The sequence below is a fragment of the Exiguobacterium sp. BMC-KP genome, assembly GCF_001275385.1.
Taxonomy (GTDB): domain Bacteria; phylum Bacillota; class Bacilli; order Exiguobacteriales; family Exiguobacteriaceae; genus Exiguobacterium_A.
Map to the genome: position 1 here is coordinate 41,461 of NZ_LGIW01000012.1, position 22,794 is coordinate 64,254.

The following is a 22,794-nucleotide window of genomic DNA, read 5'->3' on the forward strand; positions in this document are numbered from 1 at the left end:
AATGTTACTAAAATTAAATTTTTGTCATTATATAGAAGGGTCTGATGTTAGGATTTAGGTGGAGAAGAAAGGAGACTACATAATGAACGAACGAATTAGAGGATGGTTGATCGTGTTCGGCGTATTTTTAGTCGTAAGTGGCACGTTGACGGAAGCGCAACGTTATTTCAACACAAAAGAACTAGATAATTGTATCGCGCAAGCTCGCGCTGCCCACCAAGAATATGAATATGAGATCGTTAATCCTGTCACACGTGCGTATTCGTTCCATGCGCATTGATTTTCTAAAAGATGTCGGGTCATCTCGCATATGGTACGCTTTTCAGGAAGCAGGATTTTAATGATTCGAGGAGCTGGTATGCATGAATAAAAAAGACATCGCCGACATCCGTCGTCACTTCAAGATGGATGCCGATTTACTAAAAATCCATGAAATCTACAACGTCTATATTCGAAAAGAGACGAGCGAAATCTATCATGAGGAAGCCCGACCGTTTCCGTTGCTTGATCCGGAGCAACAGGAACTGTTCCTCGCGAACTTCAAGAAGGTACTAGGTGGAAAACTCGACGTCAAGCTGTTCGAGGTCAAGTTCACCCATCCGGAAGAAGGAGAGACGGGTCATACGCAACAGCTCCTTTATGAAGGACTGTATGCGGAAGAGCCGGAGGACTGGGTCGAACAGATGCAGATGATGGCGTTGAAGATGGTCCAGGACGTTCAGTACGAGAATGACCTCGTCGTCACGTTCATTCGCGGACAATACTATAAAACGACGAAGCGCCAAGCGGATGAGACAGAGATCGATCCGAATGACGACGTCTATACGACGCCGTTCATCCTCGGTAGCCTTAACTTAACGGAGTTACCGAAACAATCGCTCGTCTTTGATTTTGTCGAACGCGAGTTCAAGTCGAACTTATTCATCAATCCGGTCATCAAACTGGCGTCGCCGATTGGTGGATTTCTCTTCCCGACCTTTACCGACAATGCAGCAGACGTCAATCATGTCTTGTATGCGGCGGGCAAACCGAACAAACCGGATTTTGGCTTCCTTGAACACGTCTTGAACGGTCAACCGATCGTCACGGCAGATGAGGATAAAGCGATCTTCGAGGAAATCGTTAAATCGGTCGTTGGTGAATCGATGGATACGAAGACGCTAGCCGGTGTCTATGAAAACATCAATCAGTTGATCGTCGTCGAAGAGGATCAGGATGAAGAAGAAGTACCGATGCTCGACGTTCAGGAAGTCGAGCGTGTCCTCAAGGCAAGCGGTGTCGAAGACGTCAGCACAGAGCAGGTCGAACGGGCGTTCAAGACGGTCGTTGACGATCCAACATACGAGATGAAAGCGAGTAATATCGTCCCGAACTATGAAGCGAAATCGATTAAAATCAATACGAAGGTCGCAAACATTGCGATCAGTCCGCAAGACTTGAAGTACGTCAAACAAGTCAACTACCAAGGGAAACGATGCCTGTTGATTGAGGTCGAGGAAGACACGGTCATTGATGGCTTTACGATCGTTTCACAAGAACAATTACGATGAGGATCAGCGCAGGCGACTGCGCTGATTTTTTTAGGTGAAACATTTGCTTCTGCTTTCAAAGACAGGTATATTGTGACGTAAGCGGTCTCTTTTTTGGAAAAGAGGCATTCGAAATTTTTTTAGTGGTTATCGAAAGCGCTTTCGATAACTGTTTGAACAGAAAGGAAGCGATCCACTTGTCTACCGCATCGATGCAAGATTTGCTACGAACGTTACGAAATTGTTCATCGATTCATCAAGACGGACTCGAAATCGTCGATAAGCCGATTCCTGACGTCTCGACTCCAGGGACACTCGATCCGCGTGTCCGTGAGGTTGTTCTCACGCAGCATCCATCGGTCTCGATTCCAGAAGGGGCGTCGCCAGTTGAACTGGCGCGTGCCGGCATGGGGTGGGACAACGAAGACGTGTCGACACGGCAGATTTCAACGGACGTCCTCGCGATCCCAAGACCCGGTACCACGATCGAAGCACGGCTGTATCGTCCGGAAGCGGCGCGTCCGCTCCCGCTCGTCGTCTATTTCCATGGAGGTGGTTTTTTCGGTGGCACGCTCGAGACGGTCGAGAATCCATGTAAAGCATTAGCCGATAAAGGGAACGTCGCCGTCTTGTCGGTCGGTTATCGATTGGCACCCGAGCATCCGTTTCCAACAGGACTTGAGGATTGTCATGCAGCGATCGATTGGGCAGTCGAACACGCTGATCGACTTGGGATTGATCCAGGTGCGATCGCTGTCGCCGGTGATAGTGCCGGTGGGAACTTGGCGACGGTCTGTTGTTTGCTCGACCGCGAGCGTCCGACACCGTATATCCGCTATCAAGTCTTGTATTATCCGGTCGTCAATGTCGGTGAACATCCGAATTTGGAATATGACTGGACGCTTGAAGCGTATGACCGACAAACGGAATCGGAGCTACTCGAACGAATCATTTTGTCGCTTCAAGATGAAGAAGGTGTCCTCGAGCAATGGTACGTTCAAGCAAGTGATTCGACGGATCCGCGGATCTCGCCGTTGTTCACGACGCTCAACGATTTACCAGAGGCACTCGTCATTACGGGAGAGTTTGATTACTTACGTCTTGAAGGAGAAGCGTATGCGAAAAAGCTCGTGCGTGCCGGCGTCAAAACCCGCTATCTCCATTACCGGGGGATGGAACATGCTTTTCTCGATAAACTCGGTCTTTATCCGCAAGCCGAAGATAGCTTAGATGAAATCGCGAAGGATTTAAAACGACTTTTCCCTCAAACTAACTAAAAAGGTGGATGACTCATGACATATACACTCGATTGGCAAGCCTATACAAAGCTCGCACGACAAACCGTTGCGGAAGGAGCGGTGCTCTTACGAAACGATGGTGTACTCCCGTTACAACCCGCATCGACGGTCGCAGTCTTTGGACGTAATCAGTTCAACTACTATAAAAGTGGCACAGGATCAGGCGGGATGGTCAACGTCACAAACGTCGTCAGTCCGCTCGACATGCTACGCGAAGACGTGACACTGAACACGGACGTCCTTGCGACGTACGAGACATGGCTTGAAGACCATCCGTTTGATCAAGGTGAAGGCTGGGCAGCCGAGCCATGGTCGCAAGAAGAGATGCCGCTTGATGCGACGCTCGTTCAGCAAGCAGCGCTTGATTCCGATGTTGCCTTGATCATGATCGGTCGTACGGCTGGGGAAGACCGTGACAATACAGCGGATCCAGGAAGTTACTTCCTGACGGAGACGGAACAGGAGATGCTTCGTCTCGTAACGACACACTTCAAGCAGACTGTCGTCGTGTTGAATGTCGGGAACATCATCGATATGCGCTGGGTTGAAGAGACGGCGCCAAGTGCTGTCCTTTACGCATGGCAAGGAGGAATGGAAGGGGGAACCGGCCTGAGTGATCTTTTGCTCGGCCGCGTCTCACCGTCTGGGAAACTACCGGATACGATCGTTCGTTCACTCGATGATTATCCGTCGACACCACACTTCGGTCACGCTGATCGCGCGTTGTATCAAGAAGACATCTATGTCGGGTACCGTTACTTCGAGACGTTCGCACCGGAAGCAGTCTTGTATCCGTTCGGGTATGGATTATCGTATACGTCGTTCAACCTGACGACAGACGTGACGACGTCAGCTGATGCTTGGACGGTGACGGCGACGGTGACGAATACCGGGCAGACGAGCGGGAAGGAAGTTGTACAAGGATACCTTGAGAAACCACAAGGACAACTCGGGAACCCAACGCGTCAACTCGTGACGTTCGGAAAGACAAAAGAACTCGCACCAGGCGAGCAAGAATCTCTCACACTCGTCGTACCGTTCGCTTCGTTTGCGAGTTATGACGATAGTGGCGTTACTGGACATAAGTCGTCTTATGTCATTGAACCCGGGACGTATCAGCTCTATCTCGGAACGGACGTCCGGTCGGCTGTTCTAGTCGCAAGCCATTCCGTCGAGACGCTTGACGTCACGGATGTCTTAACGGAGAACATGGCACCGGTGACGGCGTTTGAACGCATCAAACCGCAAGCGACCGAAACGGGATATACGGTGACGTATGAAGCGACACCACTGCGGACGATCGATCCGGAACAGCGTCGTCAACAGGAGCGTCCCGTTGAACGGACGCAGACGGAAGACGCTGGTTGGAAGTTACGCGACGTTAAAGAAGACCGGGTCACGCTTGAGACGTTCCTCGATCAATTGACGGATGAAGATCTTGCAGCGATCGTCCGAGGGGAAGGGATGAACTCACCGCGTGTCACACCAGGAACGGCGGGCGCCTTCGGTGGCGTGACGACAGAACTCGAAGCACTCGGTATTCCGGCAGGCTGTTGCGCGGATGGTCCGTCTGGAATCCGGATGGATATTGGGACAAAAGCCTTCTCGTTACCGAACGGAACGTTGCTGGCTTCGACGTTCAACACGACGTTGATTGCGGATTTATTTGAGATGACAGGTCTTGAGTTACGGAAGAATGAGATTGATACGTTGCTTGGACCAGGGATGAACCTTCACCGTCATCCACTCAACGGACGGAACTTCGAGTATTTCTCAGAAGATTCATATCTGACTGGAAAAATGGCAGTGGCACAGCTCGACGGGATGCACCGTGTGGGTGTGACAGGAACGTTGAAGCACTTCAGTGCCAACAACCAAGAGTTCCACCGGCATGATCTGGATTCGATCGTGTCAGAACGGGCGTTACGTGAGTTGTACCTGAAAGGATTCGAGATGGCAGTCAAGGAAGGGCAAGCATACTCAATCATGACGACGTATGGTGCCGTCAATGGCATCTGGACTGCTGGCCTGTACGATCAGAACACGCGGATCCTCCGTGATGAGTGGGGCTTTGACGGAATCGTCATGACCGACTGGTGGGCGAAAATCAATGCGGAAGGGTTAGAAGCAAATCGTCAGCAAACAGCGACGATGGTCCGTTCACAAAACGATCTCTACATGGTCGTCGGGGAACCGGGAACGAACCCGTTCGAGGATGATACGTTGACGGCTCTAGCCGACGGAACACTTCGACGTTCGGAGTTACTGCAGAGTGCGGCGAACATCTGTCAGTTCCTGCTACGGTCACCGGTCATGGAACGGGTGATGGGAACCGCGACATCGATTGATGTCCTCGGGGCACCGGTCGAAGAAGAGACACTCGAAGAGCAAGCCGTCTCGCACCAGCGTCTCGTCAGTGGAGATGCGTTCCCGTTAACGGATGTTGCGACGACGACGGGCAGTAGTCACGTCTTCGCCGTCACAGCAGAAGAGACAGGGATGTATCAGGTCACGTTGACGGCACGTTCGAACGCCGGCGAATTGGCGCAAATGCCGGTGACACTGTTTGCGAACAATATGCCGGTCGCGACCTTCACCTTCAACGGAACGAACGGCGAGTGGGTCAGCCAGACGAAGGACGTCTTCGTCTTCAACCCGCACAACTATTTAAAACTCTACTTTGCACTCGGTGGTCTGGAGTTAAAAGAGTTGACGTTCACGCTTGCGGAATCGTTTCATATGAAGAACGGCTAATTGCATTAGCTGGACGGAAAGGACGGATCGCTTGCAGTTTTCCATCATCAAAAAACGGGTCGAGCAACTGCTCGCCCCGTCGTTACAAGGACGAATCGCTTTTCACGCCGCCGTCTACCGGATTCAAGACAGTCCTAGTCGCGTCTGGGTGACGTTTGACGGGGAAGAGATTCTCGGAGCAGACGATTTTCGCTTCGAACGAGAAGTCGATCGACGCTACGCGTTACGGGCTGCACAGTTACCGGAAAGACCAAATGAATCGTTTCCAGAACTATGGCAATCCGACTGGTTGAAGCAGTCACATGCGTTATCAGATGAGATCGAACGACAGGTCAAACAAGACGGGTATCTAGCGAACTATGAGATGCAGCAAGATTTGTTACAGTACCCGAATCTCGCGTTTGAACAAGCGCTCGTTCATCCGCATCCTTTCATCCGTGGCATCGCGCGGCTCGATCGACGACTCGGGAAACGACGTTTCTTGTTACTGACACATGCTTCAGACTTTGAACAGTGGTGTGCGCGCACACGTCAAACCGTCGAACAGTGGTAACACCAAAAAGCACGCTTCCTCAAAAAGAGGAGGCGTGCTTCGTTATTAAATCGAAAACGAGTTGACCTCGTGAATACCTTCTTCTTCAACGAAAGCGTCGAGTAAAGCACGCACTTCGTCCGTTGAGTTCGTCTCCATCAATTTGACACGTAGTTCACTCGCACCGCGGAATCCGCGGACGTAAATCTTGAAGAACCGGCGTAATGGTTTGAAAAGACGTGGCTCGAATTGAGCCGAATAGTGATCGTGTAGATCAAGTTGTAGACGTAACAAATCGAGGAGTTCTTGGCTCGAATGTTCTTTTTTCTCGACTTCGAACGCGAACGGGTTGTGGAAGATCCCACGACCGATCATGACGCCGTCGACACCATACTTCTCGACGAGTTCAAGACCGTGTTGGCGATCGTTGATATCACCATTGATCGTCAATAACGTTTGTGGTGCGATTTCATCACGTAACTTCTTGATTTCCGGAATCAATTCGAAGTGCGCTGGAACGGCACTCATCTCTTTACGTGTCCGGAGGTGAATCGAGAGGTTCGCGATATCCTGCTCGAGGATGTGGCGCAACCAGTCGTGCCACTCTTCGACCTTCGTGTACCCGAGACGCGTTTTGACGCTGACTGGGAGGCCGCCTGCTTTTGCAGCTTGGATTAATTCAGCCGCCACTTCCGGACGATTGATCAAGCCAGAGCCTTTTCCGTTAACAGCAACGTTATGAACGGGACAGCCCATGTTGATGTCGATTCCGCTAAAGCCCATCTCTGCCATACCGATACTCATTTCGCGGAAATATTCTGGTCTGTCGCCCCAAATGTGAGCAACCATTGGTTGTTCATCCTCCGTGAACTCGAGACGTCCGCGGACGCTCTGTTTGCCTTTCGGATGACAATAGCTTTCTGTATTCGTAAATTCCGTGAAGAACACGTCCGGACGCGCCGCTTTTGCGACGACGTGACGGAAGACGACATCGGTGACGTCTTCCATCGGTGCTAAGACGAAAAATGGTCGTGGTAGGTCCTGCCAAAAGTTCTTTTTCATAGTATATTAAACCCTTTCCTTAAGGTAATGCACATGTGTGGTTAAAGAATTTCATCAACTATACACTTTAAGCGCTCTCGCTAAAAAGTGCAAGTGAGTGCTATTCGTTACCGTGAGGAAAGAGAGCGATCCATCATATGCCGTGCCATCCAGTCTGGTCCCGGAATCAGGTGTCCGGCTTCATCCTTGTAGATGACGTGCTCCGGGCGAAGTTCCGTCGGTGAGACGAGTCCTGCTGCCGCCGTCAAGTTATAGAGACCTTCTCGTAACGAAATGATGTAGTTCGTCACGCGGAAACTCTTTTCGTCGACAATCAGCGCCTTTTGTAGTTTTGGATCGGTCGTCGCGACACCGACCGGACAATGATTCGTATGACAGACTTGGGCTTGGATACAACCGACATTAAACATCAAACCACGCGCGATGTTGACGAAATCGGCGCCGAGGGCGAGAGCGATCGCAATCTTATCAGCACTGATCAGCTTACCGGACGCGAACACTTTGACCTGATCGCGTAAACCAGCTTCCGTCAGGAGTTGATGGACGAACGGTAAGGCGGAAAAGAGTGGTAAACCGGCCGCATCGGCGAGTTCCTGGAACGTCGCACCGGTACCGCCTTCGCCCCCGTCGATCGTCATGAAGTCCGGATGACGTCCAGATTCTTTCATATAAGCAATCAACTGCCGCATGTCTTCGAGATTACCGACGACAACTTTAATCCCAACCGGTTTCCCGCCGATCTCACGTAGATGTTCGACCCAGTCGAGCATCGTCTCTGGTGTCGTGAACTCATTGAACCGGTTCGGACTATCGATGCCAACACCAACTTTGACCTTCCGGACAGCAGCAATCTCTTCTGTGACCTTTGCACCTTCTAAATGTCCGCCGCGCGTTTTAGCGCCTTGGGCGAGCTTGAGTTCGAAGGCTTTGACTTGCGGTAACTCACTTTTTTTCTGGAATTCGTCAAATGAAAAATCACCGTCCTCCGTCCGGACACCGAACAGACCGGGACCGATCTGACAGATGATGTCGACGTCACCTTTGAGATGAAAATCGGACAAACCACCTTCACCAGTATTCATCCAGCTGCCCTTAGCGCGACCGAGTCCGATCGAGAGCGCAGTGATGGCCCGGTCACCGAGTGCTCCGAAGCTCATCGCCGATTGACCGATCAGCCCTTGGATTTGATAAGGGTGCCGACATGTTGTCGCACCAATGACTGGTGCATCCTCCACTTTCAAGAGATAGGGTGAGATTTGCTTGGCAACGAGATGTTCCTTACGCGTAAATAGTTCATCGCGATCGATCTGATAGATGTGTGTATCGACACGTTTCGTCTGATCGATGCGTAATTCCTGACGATTCGTTGGAAAGAGGGCATTTTGTACATAAAAACCGGCTTCTTCAAAGTCACGTTCCGATCCAAAACCGAGAATCCGACTTTGGTATTTGCCGGAAAGGACGGCTGTCTTGTATTCATTGCGGGAGAAGGGTTTGCCTTCGTTATTGTTGAGAAATAAGTATTGGCGGAGTTCCGGTCCCATGTTCTCGAGGATGTAGCGCATCTTTCCGAGAACGGGAAAATTGCGCAGGACCGCGTGTTCTTGCTGGCGACGATCGGCGCGCCAGACGTGCCAAAAGAGAAGGGACGGGACAAGGATGATCAACAGGGCGATGGCGAGCAGAATGAAGAGAACAATCGTATCGATGGACATCAGAATTCCTTCTTTCCCGTAGATTCGTGGTATGTAAGTTGATACCACTGAAAGTCCGGACACAAACGATAATTTCCAGATATTGAATCTTTTCGAGCGCTGGTAGCGTAAATGAGACTATACATTAAAGGAGGAGACCGATATGCATACACTCTATATGAAACAAAAAGCCTTCAGTTTACGCGGACGATTTGCGATTCAGGACGAAGCGGGACACGATGCGTATCACATCGAGGGGAGTTTTATGAAATTACCGAAGACTTTTTCCGTAACGAACCGAAACGGAGAAGTCGTCGCCGAAATCGAGAAGAAAACGTTTAGTTTCCGCCCTGTCTTTTATGTCGAAGCAGCAGGACAATCATTTGAAATCATTAAAGAACTTACCTTCTTCAAGGACCGTTATACGATCAACTCGGATCAGTTCGAAGTGACGGGCGACTGGTGGGATGTTGATTTTGAAGTCCTACAACAAGGACAACGGATTGGTCGCGTTCAGAAGAAATGGATTTCTTGGACCGATCAGTACATGATTGAAGTTGAAGATGAAGCGATGGAAGAGTTGTTGATTGCCCTCGTCGTCGCGATTGATTGCGTCAAGGCGGAGGAAAGTTCAAACAACTCGTCTTTCATCAATTAAAAAGGGGAACGATGCAAGATGGAGCAATGGGATGTATACACAGCGGACCGCAAGAAAACAGGACGGCTCTGGACACGGGGAACACCGCATACAGCGGGCGATTATCACATGACGATTCACGTCTGTGTCTTTAACGCCAAGGGAGAGATGCTCGTCCAGCAACGGCAACCGTTTAAATCCGGCTGGCCGAACATGTGGGATTTGACGGTCGGGGGTAGTGCGATCAGCGGGGATACGAGTCAGATGGCAGCGCAACGTGAACTGTCGGAAGAACTAGGACTCGATATCGATTTCACGGGTGTCCGTCCCCATCTGACGATTCCTTTTGAAATCGGTTTTGACGATTATTATCTCGTCGAGCAGGAAGTGGATTTGACGACGCTAACGTTACAGGAAGAAGAAGTCCAGCGCGTCGCCTGGATGACAGAAGAAGCGATCGTTAATGGAATCGAAGAAGGCTGGTTCATCGGTTATCATGAATCATTGATTCGACTGTTATTTGCTCTTCGTCATAGCTACGGCGCGCATAACGAAGCATAAAAATAAGCCCTTCCTGTGATTCCGGAAGGGCTTGTTGCTTGATTAAGCGGATTTTCGAACTGCATTCGTCCGTTTTGGTTTCGTTTCTGGTAAGAAGAACGTGAAGAACAGGTAAACGGAACAGCAGAGGAAGAAGACGATCATCGAGACCGTATATCCAGCATGTCCGAGTGCGTAACTCCAAATGATCGTAAAGATCGTCTGCGTCGCATAGGCGATCGCCCAGAAGAGACCGAACAAGACAGTGATTTTTTGCGGCGTCATGCCTTTTCGTTCGTGTGCCAAGTTCATGAAAATCGGATACTGGATGTACATCGCAAATCCGGAAATGAACGCAAAGACATACGAAACGAGTGGCGAGATGTTTCCGAACAAGACAGTGACAAGGAAGCTCGCAATCATGACCGTCCCGCTGATTAATAGAATCGGTTTACGAGGTGTGCCCTTGTTACCAATCCGTAGACCGACGAACGTACCGATGATTCCAGCACCTGAAACCAACAGGTTAACGAGCGAACCGTTCAACTGCGTATACGTATCGAAAACGGGTTTCAAGCCGACGAGCGATAAGATATAGAGCGTCAAGAAACCACCGAAGGCGATTGCATATTTCCAGAGGAACGAATCGCGGACAGCGTCTCCATAACCGTAAGGCGTTTCGTCCGCGTCCGAAGCATCGTTCAACTCGAACGACTCACTACCGATCCACCACGCGAAGAAGAGAATCGCTGTCAGACTCGCGAAGATCGTCAACGTCAGTTTCCAGTCACTGACGAATTGATCGGCGAACAACGTGAACAAGAGCGAAACGACGAATGCACCGACGTTATAGGAGACGGTGTTGAAGGCATTGATCCGTAATTTTTCAGCTGGATCCTGGACGTAACGTGTCACGACTGGGTTCATGTAAACGATGACCATTGAACCACCGAGTCCCATGACCATGCGAGCGACCGTATACGCCCAGTAGTTCGGCAGATAGATGGCGACAATCGACATCATCAGGAACAACAGTGCGAGTAGCGGTGCTTTTTTCGGACCGAGCTTCATCAAGATAAGCGCAGCAAGAATGTTGGCGAAGACACGTGCCGTCGTGATCGAATAGTTGACGAGTTGTGAGATGAGAGGGTCAACGGTCTGATTACCGAAGAAATGCGCCGTGATTTGTGGCGTCAACGACGAACCGGCGACCCAGTTCATGGCGAAGGTCGCATAGGCGAACCAGAGGACGATCATCATGAAATAGCCTTTTTTTGTGGTAGACATAAAAATCCCTTCTTTTCTGAAGTTCCGCTTCATACATGAATCGAAAACTACTTAACTTTGTTATCAATTCGTTTAATATAAAGCCGTTTTGAAGGGAAGTAAAATAGATAGTTCTTATGAAATCTATAAGCAAATTGAATGAGTGGAGTTCGTTATTATTCTTCAAAGGAATAATAATAGAAAGTTAAATGGTTATAATTGTAATAAAAGGAGGTATTCGCTTGAAACCTAATATTTTTGATTATGCCACCAGTGAGTTATCGCAAGATGCCTTTCTATGTTGGTTATTGAAGTGGGCGGAAGAAGGAGTACGAAGTCACGATCCACAACTCCATGCGATGGCGAATGAGTTTGTACGTGAAATGTTCCACCTTCATGATTGCCCATTGCGGGAACCCATTCACAGTGTCCGTATTAGAAGACAGTTCAATAGTCTAGATATATTAGCGGTCATCAATGAGACATATGCCATTCTGATCGAGGATAAAGTCTTTACGAAACATCATTCGAACCAATTAAAGCGATATCTTGACATGGTCAAAACGCATCCCGAGACATGGCATTTGAAGCCGATACCGATTTATTACAAAATCGTAGAACAAGGCGATTACTCCGGTGTGACAGGAGCAGGATATCAAGTATTCACACGAACGAAGATGATCGAAGTACTGAGCGGCTTTCATCCTTCGACGACCAATGAGATTTTGAATGATTATCTTCAGTATCTCAAGCAGATCGACACCTCAATCGAATCCTATAAATCACTACCTCTCACGGAATGGAGCAATTTCTCTTGGCAAGGATTCTTTAGAGATCTGCAAAAAGAATTGCAGAACGGAAACTGGGGGCGCGTGGAAAATGCCCGCGGTGGATTTTGGGCATTTTGGTGGAAAGGGAAATGCAGTCAGCACTATTGGCAGTTAGAAGAATCAACGTTAAAAGCAAAGGTAGAGGCTACTGATAGTCAAAATATGAGAGCGTACCGAGATCAGTGCATGCAGGCGTTATTAGAGTATTCTCAAACGAATGAGTTGAATTTAAGTCGACCGAAAAGTGTTCGTAGCGGAAAAACGATGACGATTGCACAACGCTCCGATTACATACAAGTCTTTGATGATCAAAAAATTGATTTTGACCAAACCGTATTCGAATTGAAGCGTTATGCACATTTAAGTCAGACTCCGTTAGTATAGATCGATTTGTTGAAAGGATATGACACCATCGATTTGTGTCACCTTAAAAACATCCGGATTCTTCAGCTGTAAACTTTCTTCGAATCCGAACGTTGGATCGATCGAATGTAGATATAAAGATAGCAAGTTCCCATGTGTTATGAGAATGGATCCATCCTGTTGTTGCAACGCTTCTTCAACGACGCGTGTGATACGCCCCGTCGCTACCCGACTGGATTCGCCACCGGGACACGTATAGTCCGGATTATTGAATGTTTGACGAAGATGATCCTGCCAATTCTCAAGTGGGACGGCACTTAATCGTCGTTCCTTCAGATCATTTTCTCGTGTGATAGGAAATTTCAGAGCAGTCGCAAGTGGATGAATCGAGTCAAGGGCACGACGATACGGACTCGATACGATATGCGTGATCGGAAGCTCGAGTAGCTTTGTACACAGTCGTTGCGCCTGTTCTTCTCCGCGAGGTGTTAATGGGGCATCAGGTGCTTGACCGGTCGTTTCGCAGTGGCGAATCAAATAAATCGTCGACATATATCATCTTTCCTTTCGTGATCAAGTAGTGCTGTATGATTTCTGGAAAAGATGGTAAAGTCCTTTTCATGAATTGAAAAATCATTTTGAAAAAGGCGTTGACAAAAGCTGTCGAGATTACTAGAATTAGAAACAATTCATCGATGCAGCGACGCATCGGATAATCAAATAAAGAGAAAGCTATGATTGTCATGGGTCACACTATGGCAGGAGCAGCTTCTGGAGAGACCGTGTTGAAACGGCGCCGAAGGGTTCACAATCTCAGGCAAACGGACAGAAGAGTAATCACATGCAGCGACGGGCATTCATAGAATGTCGTAGTGGCGTGTATGGGTTATTCCTTTGATTTTGTTGAGATTGGACATTCGTCCAGTCTCTTTTTTTCTTTTTCAGGACCGACAGAACGGTCTGAAGTGTAGAGAAATCATCACAAGGAGGAGTTCAGGTTTGGAACAGCAAGGATTAAAGCGGGATTTATCGAATCGTCATGTACAGTTGATTGCCATTGGTGGAACGATCGGAACAGGTTTATTTTTAGGATCAGGAAAAGCGATTCAACTCGCCGGACCATCGATTGTTTTTGCCTATTTACTCGTCGGGATCGCGATCTTCTTCGTCATGCGGGCACTTGGAGAATTGTTATTGTCAAAAGCAGGTTATCAGTCACTTACGGATATCGCAGAAGATTATCTCGGACCACGTGCCGCGTTCGTGACGGGTTGGACGTATTGGTTCTGTTGGATCATGACCGCGATGGCAGACATCATCGCCGTCGGTGTCTACGTTAAGTATTGGTTTGATATCCCGCAATGGATTCCAGCCGTTCTTGCGCTCTTGATTTTACTGGGCTTTAACTTGTTGACCGTTAAATTGTTCGGTGAACTCGAATTTTGGTTCGCGTTGATTAAGGTCGTGACAATCCTTGCTTTGATTGGTGTCGGAATCGTCTTGCTCGCGATCGGGTTTAAAACAGACGCGGGTCCCGTGACCGTCTCGAATCTCTGGTCACATGGTGGCTGGATGCCAAACGGAATTACAGGATTCTTGCTATCGTTCCAAATGGTCGTCTTCGCCTATGTCGGTGTTGAGCTCGTTGGGGTATCCGCAGCAGAAACAGCGGATCCGAAGAAGAACATTCCATCCGCGATCAATAAGATTCCACTTCGGATCTTATTCTTCTATGTCGGTGCCTTACTCATTCTCTTGATGATCAACCCATGGACAGGATTAAATGCGACAGAGAGCCCGTTCGTCAAGACATTCAGTTTGATCGGGATTCCGCTTGCAGCAGGAATCATCAACTTCGTCGTACTGACGTCCGCTGCTTCGGCGTGTAACAGCGGGATGTTCTCGACGAGCCGGATTCTATATAACCTGGGAAATCAACAGCAAGCGTCGAAAAAGTTCTCGAAGTTGAACAAGAACCATGTCCCAGCAAACGCCTTATTCGTCTCGACGATCGTCGTCTCAGTCGGTGCCTTACTCAGTAAACTGTTACCAGGTCAAGCGTTCAGTATCGTCACGACAATTAGTGCAATCTGTTTCATCTGGGTCTGGGGTGTCATCCTCGTTTGTCATCTCCGGTATAAGAAGCAGAATCCGGAATTACATGCGTCGTCGACATTCAAAGCACCATTGACACCACTCGTCAACTATCTCGTGCTAGGATTGTTTGCAGTCATTCTCGTCGTCATGCTATTTGCGGAAGATACACGTCCTGCCTTGTTGCTGACACCGGTCTGGTTCCTTGGACTATTCGGACTATATCATCTCCGAAAAAAGAAACAACAAGCAGTTAATCAAAAAAGTGCATAATCTAAAACAAGCCGGTCGGATCTAATCCGTCCGGCATTTTTCATGGTGTATCGAAAGCTCCGTCCTGTAGTTGTTTCCGAAGTGCTTTGGCTTTCTTGCGAATATCGCGTTTGCTGTCGGCATCCCGTTTTTCCCATTGTCGATACATCATCGACATCCGTGGATTATCAGCGAAGCGCTTTTCGTGCCGATCGATGAAATCCCAGTACAAGGCGTTAAATGGACAGGCGTCTTCGCCAAGCATGTCTTTCTGATGGAATGGACATCCCTTGCAATAATCACTCATCTTATTGATGTAATTCGCCGAGGCAATGTACGGTTTGGTCGATAACGTTCCCCCATCGGCATGAAGCGCCATCCCAAGGACGTTCGGTAAGACGACCCAGTCGTAGGCATCGATGTACATTTCATTGAACCAATCTGCCGTCTGTTGTGGTGAGATCGCAAACAAATTAGCGAAGTTCCCGAGCACCATCAAGCGCTGGATGTGGTGATTGTGCGCATGCTCGACGACAGGACGTAACGATTCAGCGACACAGTGCATGTTCGTTTTTCCGGTCCAGAAAAAGTCCGGTAGATCCGCTTCGTGATGCAGCACATTGACGGAAGCATAGTCCGGCATCTCGGCTAGGTATACAGCGCGCATGTATTCGCGCCACCCTAAGATTTGACGAATGAAACCCTCGACCGCATTGAGCGGAGCATCTTGTTCTTCGAGTGCTGCCTCGACTTGGCGAATGACCTCTTCCGGTCTCAGTAAGCCGAGATTGATTGCTGCCGATAAAAGCGAGTGCGATAGCGTATCTTCACCAGTCAGCATGGCGTCCTGATACGTCCCGAACGTCTCGAGCCGCTCTTCGATGAAGCGATGAAGGGCACGCATCGCTTCCTTCCGCGTGACCGGCCAATGAAACGCGTCAAGTGCTCCCGGGTGATCAGAAAAATCCCGTTCGACCTTTTCAATGACGTCCTTTGTGATGCGATCCGGACGAAACTGAATTGGATCCTTAAACGTCGTACCGGACTTCGCTGGTTTTCGATTATCGGCGTCAAACGACCATTTTCCACCGATCGGCTTGGAGCCGTTCATGAGAACGTTTCGTTCCTTGCGCAGTTTGCGATAAAAACGATCCATCTTGTATGGCTTGTCACCGATTGCTTCAATCGCTTCTTCCTGCGTCAGTAAAAACAACGGCACGTCGGAACAAACCTCGACCGTGATTTTCTTCGGTAAACTGTCTTGCCACTTGTGCATCGCCTTGCGCATCGGTTCATCCGTGATCGCCGTATAGAGTACATGATTTGGATCATGCTCTTTACGATGCGCCTTGAATGCCTGATCGAACGAGTCGGCTTCCCGGTAATCAACGGTGAAGCCTTTCTCGCGTAGTTCTTCCGCGAAATGCCGCATCGCCGAGAAGACGAGGATGAGCTTTTGTTTATGATACGTCTTCCATTTGGAGCGTGAGGTCGCTTCGACCATCAGGATGACGTCATCTTGTTTGTTTGCTTCCTGCAATAAGGGGAGATCGTGATTCAATTGATTACCAAATATCCAGCGTGTCGCCATTAGAGTTCCTCCTTTACCTTTGCTATATGATTACCGTTTTTGGATAAATTCATACGTTGGCATGTGTTCAAACCACGCTTGCAGAATCGTAAAATTTTATTTATACTATGTATATTTTACATTTAAAACCATTATCGTTTATAAATTGAATCACCTTTGCGAACGAGGAGTGAGACACGTGGGATCGAATATTTCATCACTACCGAAAGACTATGAGGTGCTCAATAAAAAACGATTGAGACGTCATGTCGCTATTACAGTCATCATTCCAGTGTACGACGCGATTATCTATCTTGAACGAACGATTAACTCCGTTTTAGTACAGACAATCGGTATTCGAAACGTGACGATCATTGCGGTAGATGATAAATCCACAGATGGCTCACGTCGCCTTTTACGACGCTTATCCGCCTTATATCCTCAACTTGTCAGCGTACTGCTGAAAAAAAATACAGGTACGCCTGCGATGCCACGTAATCTAGGTTTGACTCTGGCACGATCGAAATATGTCACGTTTTTGGATGCCGACGATTGGTTAGCACATGACGGATTACGGATTCTAAGTGAGACGATGAATCGAACCGGAGTAGACTATGCCGTCGGGCGTACCATTCAAGTATCGACGAATCAACCGAATCGAATCATTGGTGTTCACGAATCTAATCGCGATCGTGATCACGTCTCTCCGTATACTTTAAAGCACGCTTTTTATCATCTCGGCCCACGTGCCCGCATGATGCGTCGAGATTTCCTGTTACGTCATGCTATTCAATTTCCTTCGATGAAATTCGCCGAAGATAAACAATTTTTTATCGATGTCTTAGTACGAACAGATATGATCTCGACAGTTACTGCCCCCATCTATTATTTGAATCGTCTCGACGAGAATGACTCATTAACGAAGCAGACCGACATTATGGAAAAGATGGAAACGAATCTTATCGTCTTACGTCGTGTGTTGGAATATGACTTATCTGCTGAAAAGGAACGACTTATCCTCAATCGACTGATTGAGTTTGACTGTATCACACGCTTTTATGATCGTAAGCACTTTCTCAAAAGTAATGATCCATCAGTCTATCATCAGATGTTTGCGCGTGTCGTCGCCTTGTTTACGCAATATCGTTCCTATCCTATCGATTCATTGATTGAAAAGCCGTTCAATCGTCTGTTGTATCACTATTGGAAAGCTGAACGTTTTGATGATCTTTTGGATGCTGTTAAGTGGTCGAAATCGAAAGAAATAAAGAAAGTCGAATGGGTGAATGATCAACCTTATTGGAATATTCCATTAGGCAATGGTCAGACACAAATGCTAGCGCTCCCTCTATATGTGAAGGTACACAAATTAGAACGGACAGAAGATGGACTAAATCTAACGGTTCAAACACTTGGAGATCGACAAATTCGAGTAGAAGGGATTACGTTACAACATCGTACATGGATGGAAGAAACACATCTTTTGACGACGCATGTTACAGATCTTGAAAATCATTATTATCACTTACGGATAGAACTACCCAAACAAATCGAAAAGGGGAGTTATCTTGTTTATTTACGCTTTGATGACTATGGACAGCAGGTGATGGCTATTACGATGGATGAGCCAGTAATTCAACAATGCCACCACACATTTCGCTGGTATGAAACCGTTAAAGGAAACTTAGGATTACGAATCAAATGAATGCAATCGTCTGCTTCGAAAAGAGGCAGACGATTTTGTAAAATCGGCTACTGCAGCACATTTCTGAATGTAAAAGAAGTTCCTTTCTGTGCAAGCTATGATAGGGTTATAATGGAAAGGTAAGTTGTCGTCATGAGGGGGAAGTTTTTCATGACAGGTAGTCCATAATATCAACGGGGATAGGAAGGATATCATGAGCAGTATGCCTAAAAAAACAGACGTTATTTTAATTGGTGCCGGAGTCATGAGCGCGACGTTAGGGGTCTTATTAAAAGAACTCGCGCCTGAGATGAACATCAAGGTATTCGAGAAACTCGCGAGTGCCGGGGAAGAGAGCTCGAACGAGTGGAACAATGCAGGAACAGGTCACGCCGCACTGTGTGAACTGAACTATACGACGGAAAACGCCGATGGTTCGATCGATATTAGTAAAGCGGTCAAAGTCAACGAACAGTTCCAACTGTCGCGTCAATTCTGGTCGCATCTCGTCAAGGAAGGGGTCTTGCCGAATCCGAAAGAATTCATCATGCCGATTCCACATATGAGCATGGTCGAAGGGACGGAAAACGTCGAATTCCTGAAAAAACGATTGGAAGCGCTCTCAGCAAATCCGTTGTTTGCAGGGATGGAGTATTCGGAAGATCCAGTAAAATTAGCCGAGTGGATTCCACTCATCATGAACGGTCGGACGTCACCAGAGCCGATCGCTGCGACAAAAATCGATTCAGGAACGGACGTCAACTTCGGTGCGTTGACACGGATCCTGTTTGAATATCTCGCACAGCACGATGTAGAGATCAACTACCAGCACGGTGTCGAGGACTTGAAACGTGTTGACGGTGGTTGGGAAGTCAAAGTGAAGAATGAGCGCGATCACCGGATCGAGCATCATACGGCGCAGTTCGTCTTCATCGGGGGCGGCGGTGGTAGTCTACCATTGCTCCAAAAAACAGGCATCGAGGAATCGAAGCAAATCGGTGGTTTCCCGGTCAGCGGCTTGTTCCTCGTCTGTAAAAATCCTGAGATCATTGAACAGCACCATGCGAAAGTCTACGGAAAAGCGAAAGTCGGAGCACCACCGATGTCAGTACCGCACTTGGATACACGATACATCGATGGAAAGAAATCGCTCCTCTTCGGACCGTTTGCTGGCTTCTCACCGAAGTTTCTCAAGACAGGATCAAATCTTGATTTGATCGCGTCCGTCAAACCAAACAACGTCTTGACGATGCTTGCTGCGGGAGCAAAAGAGATGGGATTGACGAAGTATCTGATCGAACAAGTTCTCTTGTCGACGGAACAACGAATGAACGAATTACGAGAGTTCATTCCGAATGCGAAGACGGAAGACTGGGATGTCGTCGTTGCTGGTCAACGTGTCCAAGTTATCAAGGATACACCGCAAGGAAAAGGAACACTCCAGTTCGGAACAGAGGTCGTCAGTGCAGCTGACGGATCTGTTGCTGCTTTACTTGGAGCTTCTCCAGGTGCTTCAACAGCGGTTCCAGTCATGCTCGAAGTACTCGGCAAATGTTTCCCGTCCGAATTACCGGCGTGGGAAGCAAAAATCAAGGAGATGATTCCGTCTTACGGGATCTCACTCGTTGAACATCCGGAGTTGTTCGAACAGATCCATGCAGAAACAGCAAAAACGCTTGAGCTTGAACAAGGTCAACCGATTCGCTAAACGAAAACCGTCCGACTCTACAAGAGCCGGACGGTTTTTTTGATTTAGCGGAAGTTACGGAAGAAGCGCGTTTTCTTCAGTGCGATCCCGACTGGAATCGCGACAAGGATTCCGAGGACGTTTTGAATAATGTTTCCTGTAATTGAACCGAATGGTGCGACCCAGTTGCTGAATGCAATTCCTTCATGCACGAAGTAAACGAGTAGCATAACAGGAACGGAAGCGATCATCCCGATTAAGTTGAACGTGACATTCGTTCCGTTACGACCACCTGACCACGCGATGTAACCAACAATCAATCCTTGAAGTCCGCGTGCGATGATTGTACCAGGGGCCCAAATCGTATAGCCCAATAGAAGATCAAACAAGCCCATTCCAACAGCACCGGCAAGCAGTGCTGTCCGGGGACCGAATAAAATGGCAACAAGAAAGAGCATCGCTGTTCCCATATGAATGAGACCACCGTTTGGAGCGATGGGTAATTTGATATTGATGAACATTGTTGCAACAAGAACAAGTGCGATCGACATCGCAGTGATGACAAGCTGGCGGGTACGAGTGCTAGAGTACGGTGCTGCTTTTTGCATGTGGCTAACCTTCTTTATGATAGATTTTAAGATATCTTCAATCTATCAGATGACTGGACTAGTCAAAAGTGTCAACTTTGAATTATTTATAGGGGTCAGATTGACTGAACAATCGTCATTCGTTCTTAATTCCAGAAGAGTTTAATCTATTCATACAATCTTGAATGAAAAAATCTTTAAAACGGTTATCATTTTCGAATCTATTCCTCGTTTTTTTCGTACAATGAACAGCGAAAGGAAGGGGAAGTCTATGAAATACCAGATCGCGACAGCCGTTGTCATACTTGCTTCGTTGTCACCAGTCACTTCGGAGGCAAAGGATCAGACGACACAACATCAACGTTATTACGCGGCATACGAGAAAATCGTGCGAGAACTGAATCGGACACATGAAAATGCGGACGTCACGTTGCTTGCAGCGGATCAGTTCGCAGATGAGGACTGGGTTTCACCGGAACGTTTTCAGGAACGGGCAATCAAACGGTTAAAGCCATTACATGTCCAAACGAGCTTAGAGTGGGATAGTGAACGAACGCTTGAACACATGGAACGTGGAAACGATGTCCGGATCATGGGAAATTTCGAGACGGAACTCTTGGAACAGAGTAAACGACAACGATTATCCGATGTCTTTTCGATGACGTCTCTTGCAATCGATGGTGGAAAATGGACGCAAACCGGATTCTCTGGTACTCCAATCGATGCTTGGCAAACAATGGTCGTAACAGTCAGTGGTACATACGCGAAGCAGGGCATCTTAACAAAACACCACATCACGAAAGAATATCATTGTACCTGGTACGGTGAAATCTACTATTGAGATAGAAAAAGAGCGAAACTCGGACGAGTTTCGCTCTTTTCGTATTAATTCCGAATCAAGTGATCGAAAGCACCCAGTGCAGCGGTTGCACCAGATCCCATCGAGATGATGATCTGTTTATATGCGCTATCCGTGCAGTCGCCTGCAGCGAAAACACCTGGTACGTTCGTTGCGCCGTGACGATCAACTTGGACTTCACCGAACTTGTTACGGCTCACCGTTTCACCGAGCCAGTCCGTGTTTGGTACGAGACCGATTTGGACGAAGACACCTTCGAGCTCAACATGACGTTCGACGTTCGTTTCGCGCTCGATATAAGTGATACCGTTCACTTTATCCGTTCCTGTGATTTCCTTCGTCTGTGCGTTGACGACGACCGTGACGTTCGGAAGCGAAGCGAGGCGTTCTTGAAGAACAGCATCGGCTTTTAGTTCCGGTGCGAATTCAAGGACCGTGACATGCTTGACGATTCCCGCAAGATCGATTGCTGCTTCGATCCCTGAGTTTCCGCCACCGATGACTGCGACACGTTTTCCTTCGAACAATGGACCGTCACAGTGTGGGCAGTACGCGACGCCTTTGTTCTTGAATTCGAGTTCACCTGGGACACCGACGTTACGCCAGCGTGCTCCTGTTGAAAGGATCAAACTCTTCGTTTTCAAGACGGCACCGTTCTCAAGCTCAAGCTCAAGGAGGTCCTTCTTCTCAAGACGAGTTGCTCGTTGCAGGTTCATGACGTCGATGCCATATTCCTTAACGTGCTCCTCAAGACTTGCGACGAGTTTTGGTCCTTCTGTGTACTTCATGCTGATGAAGTTCTCGATGCTCATCGTATCCATGACTTGTCCACCGAAGCGTTCTGCGACGATTCCTGTCCGGATCCCTTTACGGGCTGCATAAATCGCAGCACTCGATCCAGCAGGACCACCACCGACGACGAGGACGTCGTACGGATCTTTGTCGGCGAAATCAGCAGCATCGGCACCTGTGCCAAGCTTCGCCAAGATTTCTTCAAGTGACATCCGTCCGTTACCGAACGCTTCACCGTTGACGAAGACCGTCGGAACAGCCATGATCTCTTTTTGTTCGACTTCTGCTTTAAATGCCGCACCATCAATCATCGTGTGACTGATGTTCGGATTGAGGACGCTCATGACGTTCAACGCTTGTACGACATCTGGGCAGTTGTGGCAGCTCAAGCTGATGTACGACTCGAAGTGGTACGTTTCTTGAATGCCTTGAATCTGCTTGATGACGTCCGCGTCGACCTTCGGTGCTCGACCGCTGACTTGGAGAAGTGCGAGAACGAGGGACGTGAACTCATGACCGAGTGGAATTCCCGCAAACGTGATGCCGCTTGTTTCACCGACACGGTTGACTGTGAAACTTGGTGTCCGGGGAAGACTTGCCTGCTCGACGGAGATGCGTGGTGTCATGCTTGCGATCTCTTCGACGAGTGCGCTCATCTCAAGCGAGACGGCGTCTGTCCCAGCACTAACAGCTAGGACGAGATCGCCTTCGAGAAGCTCGAGGTATTGCGCGAGTTGTGCTTTAATGTCTGGGGCTAAAGCCAT

19 protein-coding genes and 1 riboswitch are annotated in these 22,794 nt (G+C 48.3%); of the genes, 12 read left to right on the forward strand and 7 right to left on the reverse strand.

Features of this window, described 5'->3' with window-relative positions; genetic code table 11:
- Nucleotides 1-82 precede the first annotated feature (82 nt).
- The 5 genes from ADM98_RS01780 to ADM98_RS01800 all read left to right on the forward strand — a co-directional run bounded on the left by ADM98_RS01780 (nucleotide 83) and on the right by ADM98_RS01800 (nucleotide 6,134).
- Complete coding sequence (locus ADM98_RS01780) at nucleotides 83-280, forward strand: hypothetical protein (RefSeq protein ID WP_053451984.1); 198 nt, start codon at nucleotides 83-85, stop codon at nucleotides 278-280.
- An 82-nt stretch (nucleotides 281-362) separates the two neighbouring features.
- On the forward strand, nucleotides 363-1,550 hold the full coding sequence (locus tag ADM98_RS01785) for a DUF4317 domain-containing protein (RefSeq protein ID WP_053451985.1): 1,188 nt from the start codon (nucleotides 363-365) through the stop codon (nucleotides 1,548-1,550).
- 191 nt (nucleotides 1,551-1,741) lie between these two features.
- Entirely contained in the window at nucleotides 1,742-2,806 is a 1,065-nt protein-coding gene (locus ADM98_RS01790; RefSeq protein WP_053452171.1) for an alpha/beta hydrolase, read from the forward strand.
- 15 nt (nucleotides 2,807-2,821) lie between these two features.
- Nucleotides 2,822-5,581, forward strand: coding sequence for a glycoside hydrolase family 3 protein (locus ADM98_RS01795; RefSeq protein ID WP_053451986.1), 2,760 nt, complete (start codon nucleotides 2,822-2,824; stop codon nucleotides 5,579-5,581).
- 31 nt (nucleotides 5,582-5,612) lie between these two features.
- Entirely contained in the window at nucleotides 5,613-6,134 is a 522-nt protein-coding gene (locus ADM98_RS01800; protein WP_053451987.1) for an SF0329 family protein, read from the forward strand.
- Nucleotides 6,135-6,179: 45 nt separating this feature from the next.
- Here ADM98_RS01800 and ADM98_RS01805 read toward each other — a convergent pair whose 3' ends face one another.
- Both ADM98_RS01805 and ADM98_RS01810 read right to left on the reverse strand, forming a co-directional pair.
- Nucleotides 6,180-7,175 carry a tRNA dihydrouridine synthase gene (locus ADM98_RS01805; RefSeq protein WP_053451988.1) on the reverse strand — a complete coding sequence of 332 codons (996 nt, stop codon included), beginning with the start codon at nucleotides 7,173-7,175 and terminating at the stop codon, nucleotides 6,180-6,182.
- A gap of 107 nt (nucleotides 7,176-7,282) precedes the next feature.
- Entirely contained in the window at nucleotides 7,283-8,890 is a 1,608-nt protein-coding gene (locus ADM98_RS01810) for an FMN-binding glutamate synthase family protein (RefSeq protein ID WP_053451989.1), read from the reverse strand.
- A 142-nt stretch (nucleotides 8,891-9,032) separates the two neighbouring features.
- Here ADM98_RS01810 and ADM98_RS01815 point away from each other — a divergent pair, with 142 nt between their 5' ends.
- Both ADM98_RS01815 and ADM98_RS01820 read left to right on the forward strand, forming a co-directional pair.
- Nucleotides 9,033-9,527, forward strand: coding sequence for an LURP-one-related/scramblase family protein (locus tag ADM98_RS01815; RefSeq protein ID WP_053451990.1), 495 nt, complete (start codon nucleotides 9,033-9,035; stop codon nucleotides 9,525-9,527).
- Nucleotides 9,528-9,545: 18 nt separating this feature from the next.
- Complete coding sequence (locus tag ADM98_RS01820; RefSeq protein ID WP_053451991.1) at nucleotides 9,546-10,067, forward strand: NUDIX hydrolase; 522 nt, start codon at nucleotides 9,546-9,548, stop codon at nucleotides 10,065-10,067.
- Between the two features lie 42 nt (nucleotides 10,068-10,109).
- Here the strand turns inward: ADM98_RS01820 and ADM98_RS01825 are convergent, their stop codons facing one another.
- Nucleotides 10,110-11,333, reverse strand: a complete 1,224-nt coding sequence (locus tag ADM98_RS01825) for an MFS transporter (RefSeq protein WP_053451992.1) — start codon at nucleotides 11,331-11,333, stop codon at nucleotides 10,110-10,112.
- A gap of 221 nt (nucleotides 11,334-11,554) precedes the next feature.
- On the opposite strand from ADM98_RS01825, the gene ADM98_RS01830 reads away from it, so the two are divergent.
- The gene (locus ADM98_RS01830; RefSeq protein ID WP_053451993.1) at nucleotides 11,555-12,526 is read left to right on the forward strand and encodes a PD-(D/E)XK nuclease family protein; all 972 of its coding nucleotides are present in this window, start codon (nucleotides 11,555-11,557) and stop codon (nucleotides 12,524-12,526) included.
- On the opposite strand, the gene ADM98_RS01835 is transcribed toward ADM98_RS01830, so the two are convergent.
- Entirely contained in the window at nucleotides 12,518-13,057 is a 540-nt protein-coding gene (locus ADM98_RS01835; protein WP_053451994.1) for a histidine phosphatase family protein, read from the reverse strand. The genes ADM98_RS01830 and ADM98_RS01835 overlap by 9 nt on opposite strands.
- 209 nt (nucleotides 13,058-13,266) lie before the next feature.
- Nucleotides 13,267-13,344, forward strand: a riboswitch (glycine riboswitch).
- Nucleotides 13,345-13,504: 160 nt separating this feature from the next.
- Between ADM98_RS01835 and ADM98_RS01840 the strand changes: the two genes are divergently transcribed.
- The gene (locus tag ADM98_RS01840) at nucleotides 13,505-14,872 is read left to right on the forward strand and encodes an amino acid permease (protein ID WP_053451995.1); all 1,368 of its coding nucleotides are present in this window, start codon (nucleotides 13,505-13,507) and stop codon (nucleotides 14,870-14,872) included.
- A 40-nt stretch (nucleotides 14,873-14,912) separates the two neighbouring features.
- Here ADM98_RS01840 and ADM98_RS01845 read toward each other — a convergent pair whose 3' ends face one another.
- Nucleotides 14,913-16,442, reverse strand: coding sequence for a cryptochrome/photolyase family protein (locus ADM98_RS01845; protein ID WP_053451996.1), 1,530 nt, complete (start codon nucleotides 16,440-16,442; stop codon nucleotides 14,913-14,915).
- A gap of 178 nt (nucleotides 16,443-16,620) precedes the next feature.
- Between ADM98_RS01845 and ADM98_RS01850 the strand changes: the two genes are divergently transcribed.
- A complete protein-coding gene (locus ADM98_RS01850) occupies nucleotides 16,621-18,126 on the forward strand; it encodes a glycosyltransferase family 2 protein (RefSeq protein WP_053451997.1) in 1,506 nt (501 codons plus the stop codon).
- Nucleotides 18,127-18,319: 193 nt separating this feature from the next.
- Entirely contained in the window at nucleotides 18,320-19,813 is a 1,494-nt protein-coding gene (locus ADM98_RS01855; RefSeq protein WP_053451998.1) for a malate:quinone oxidoreductase, read from the forward strand.
- Between the two features lie 44 nt (nucleotides 19,814-19,857).
- On the opposite strand, the gene ADM98_RS01860 is transcribed toward ADM98_RS01855, so the two are convergent.
- A complete protein-coding gene (locus ADM98_RS01860; protein WP_053451999.1) occupies nucleotides 19,858-20,400 on the reverse strand; it encodes an ECF transporter S component in 543 nt (180 codons plus the stop codon).
- Between the two features lie 250 nt (nucleotides 20,401-20,650).
- On the opposite strand from ADM98_RS01860, the gene ADM98_RS01865 reads away from it, so the two are divergent.
- Nucleotides 20,651-21,220 (forward strand): hypothetical protein, encoded by a 570-nt coding sequence (locus ADM98_RS01865; protein ID WP_053452000.1) that lies wholly within the window; start codon nucleotides 20,651-20,653, stop codon nucleotides 21,218-21,220.
- A 44-nt stretch (nucleotides 21,221-21,264) separates the two neighbouring features.
- On the opposite strand, the gene ahpF is transcribed toward ADM98_RS01865, so the two are convergent.
- Complete coding sequence (ahpF, locus tag ADM98_RS01870) at nucleotides 21,265-22,794, reverse strand: alkyl hydroperoxide reductase subunit F (RefSeq protein WP_053452001.1); 1,530 nt, start codon at nucleotides 22,792-22,794, stop codon at nucleotides 21,265-21,267.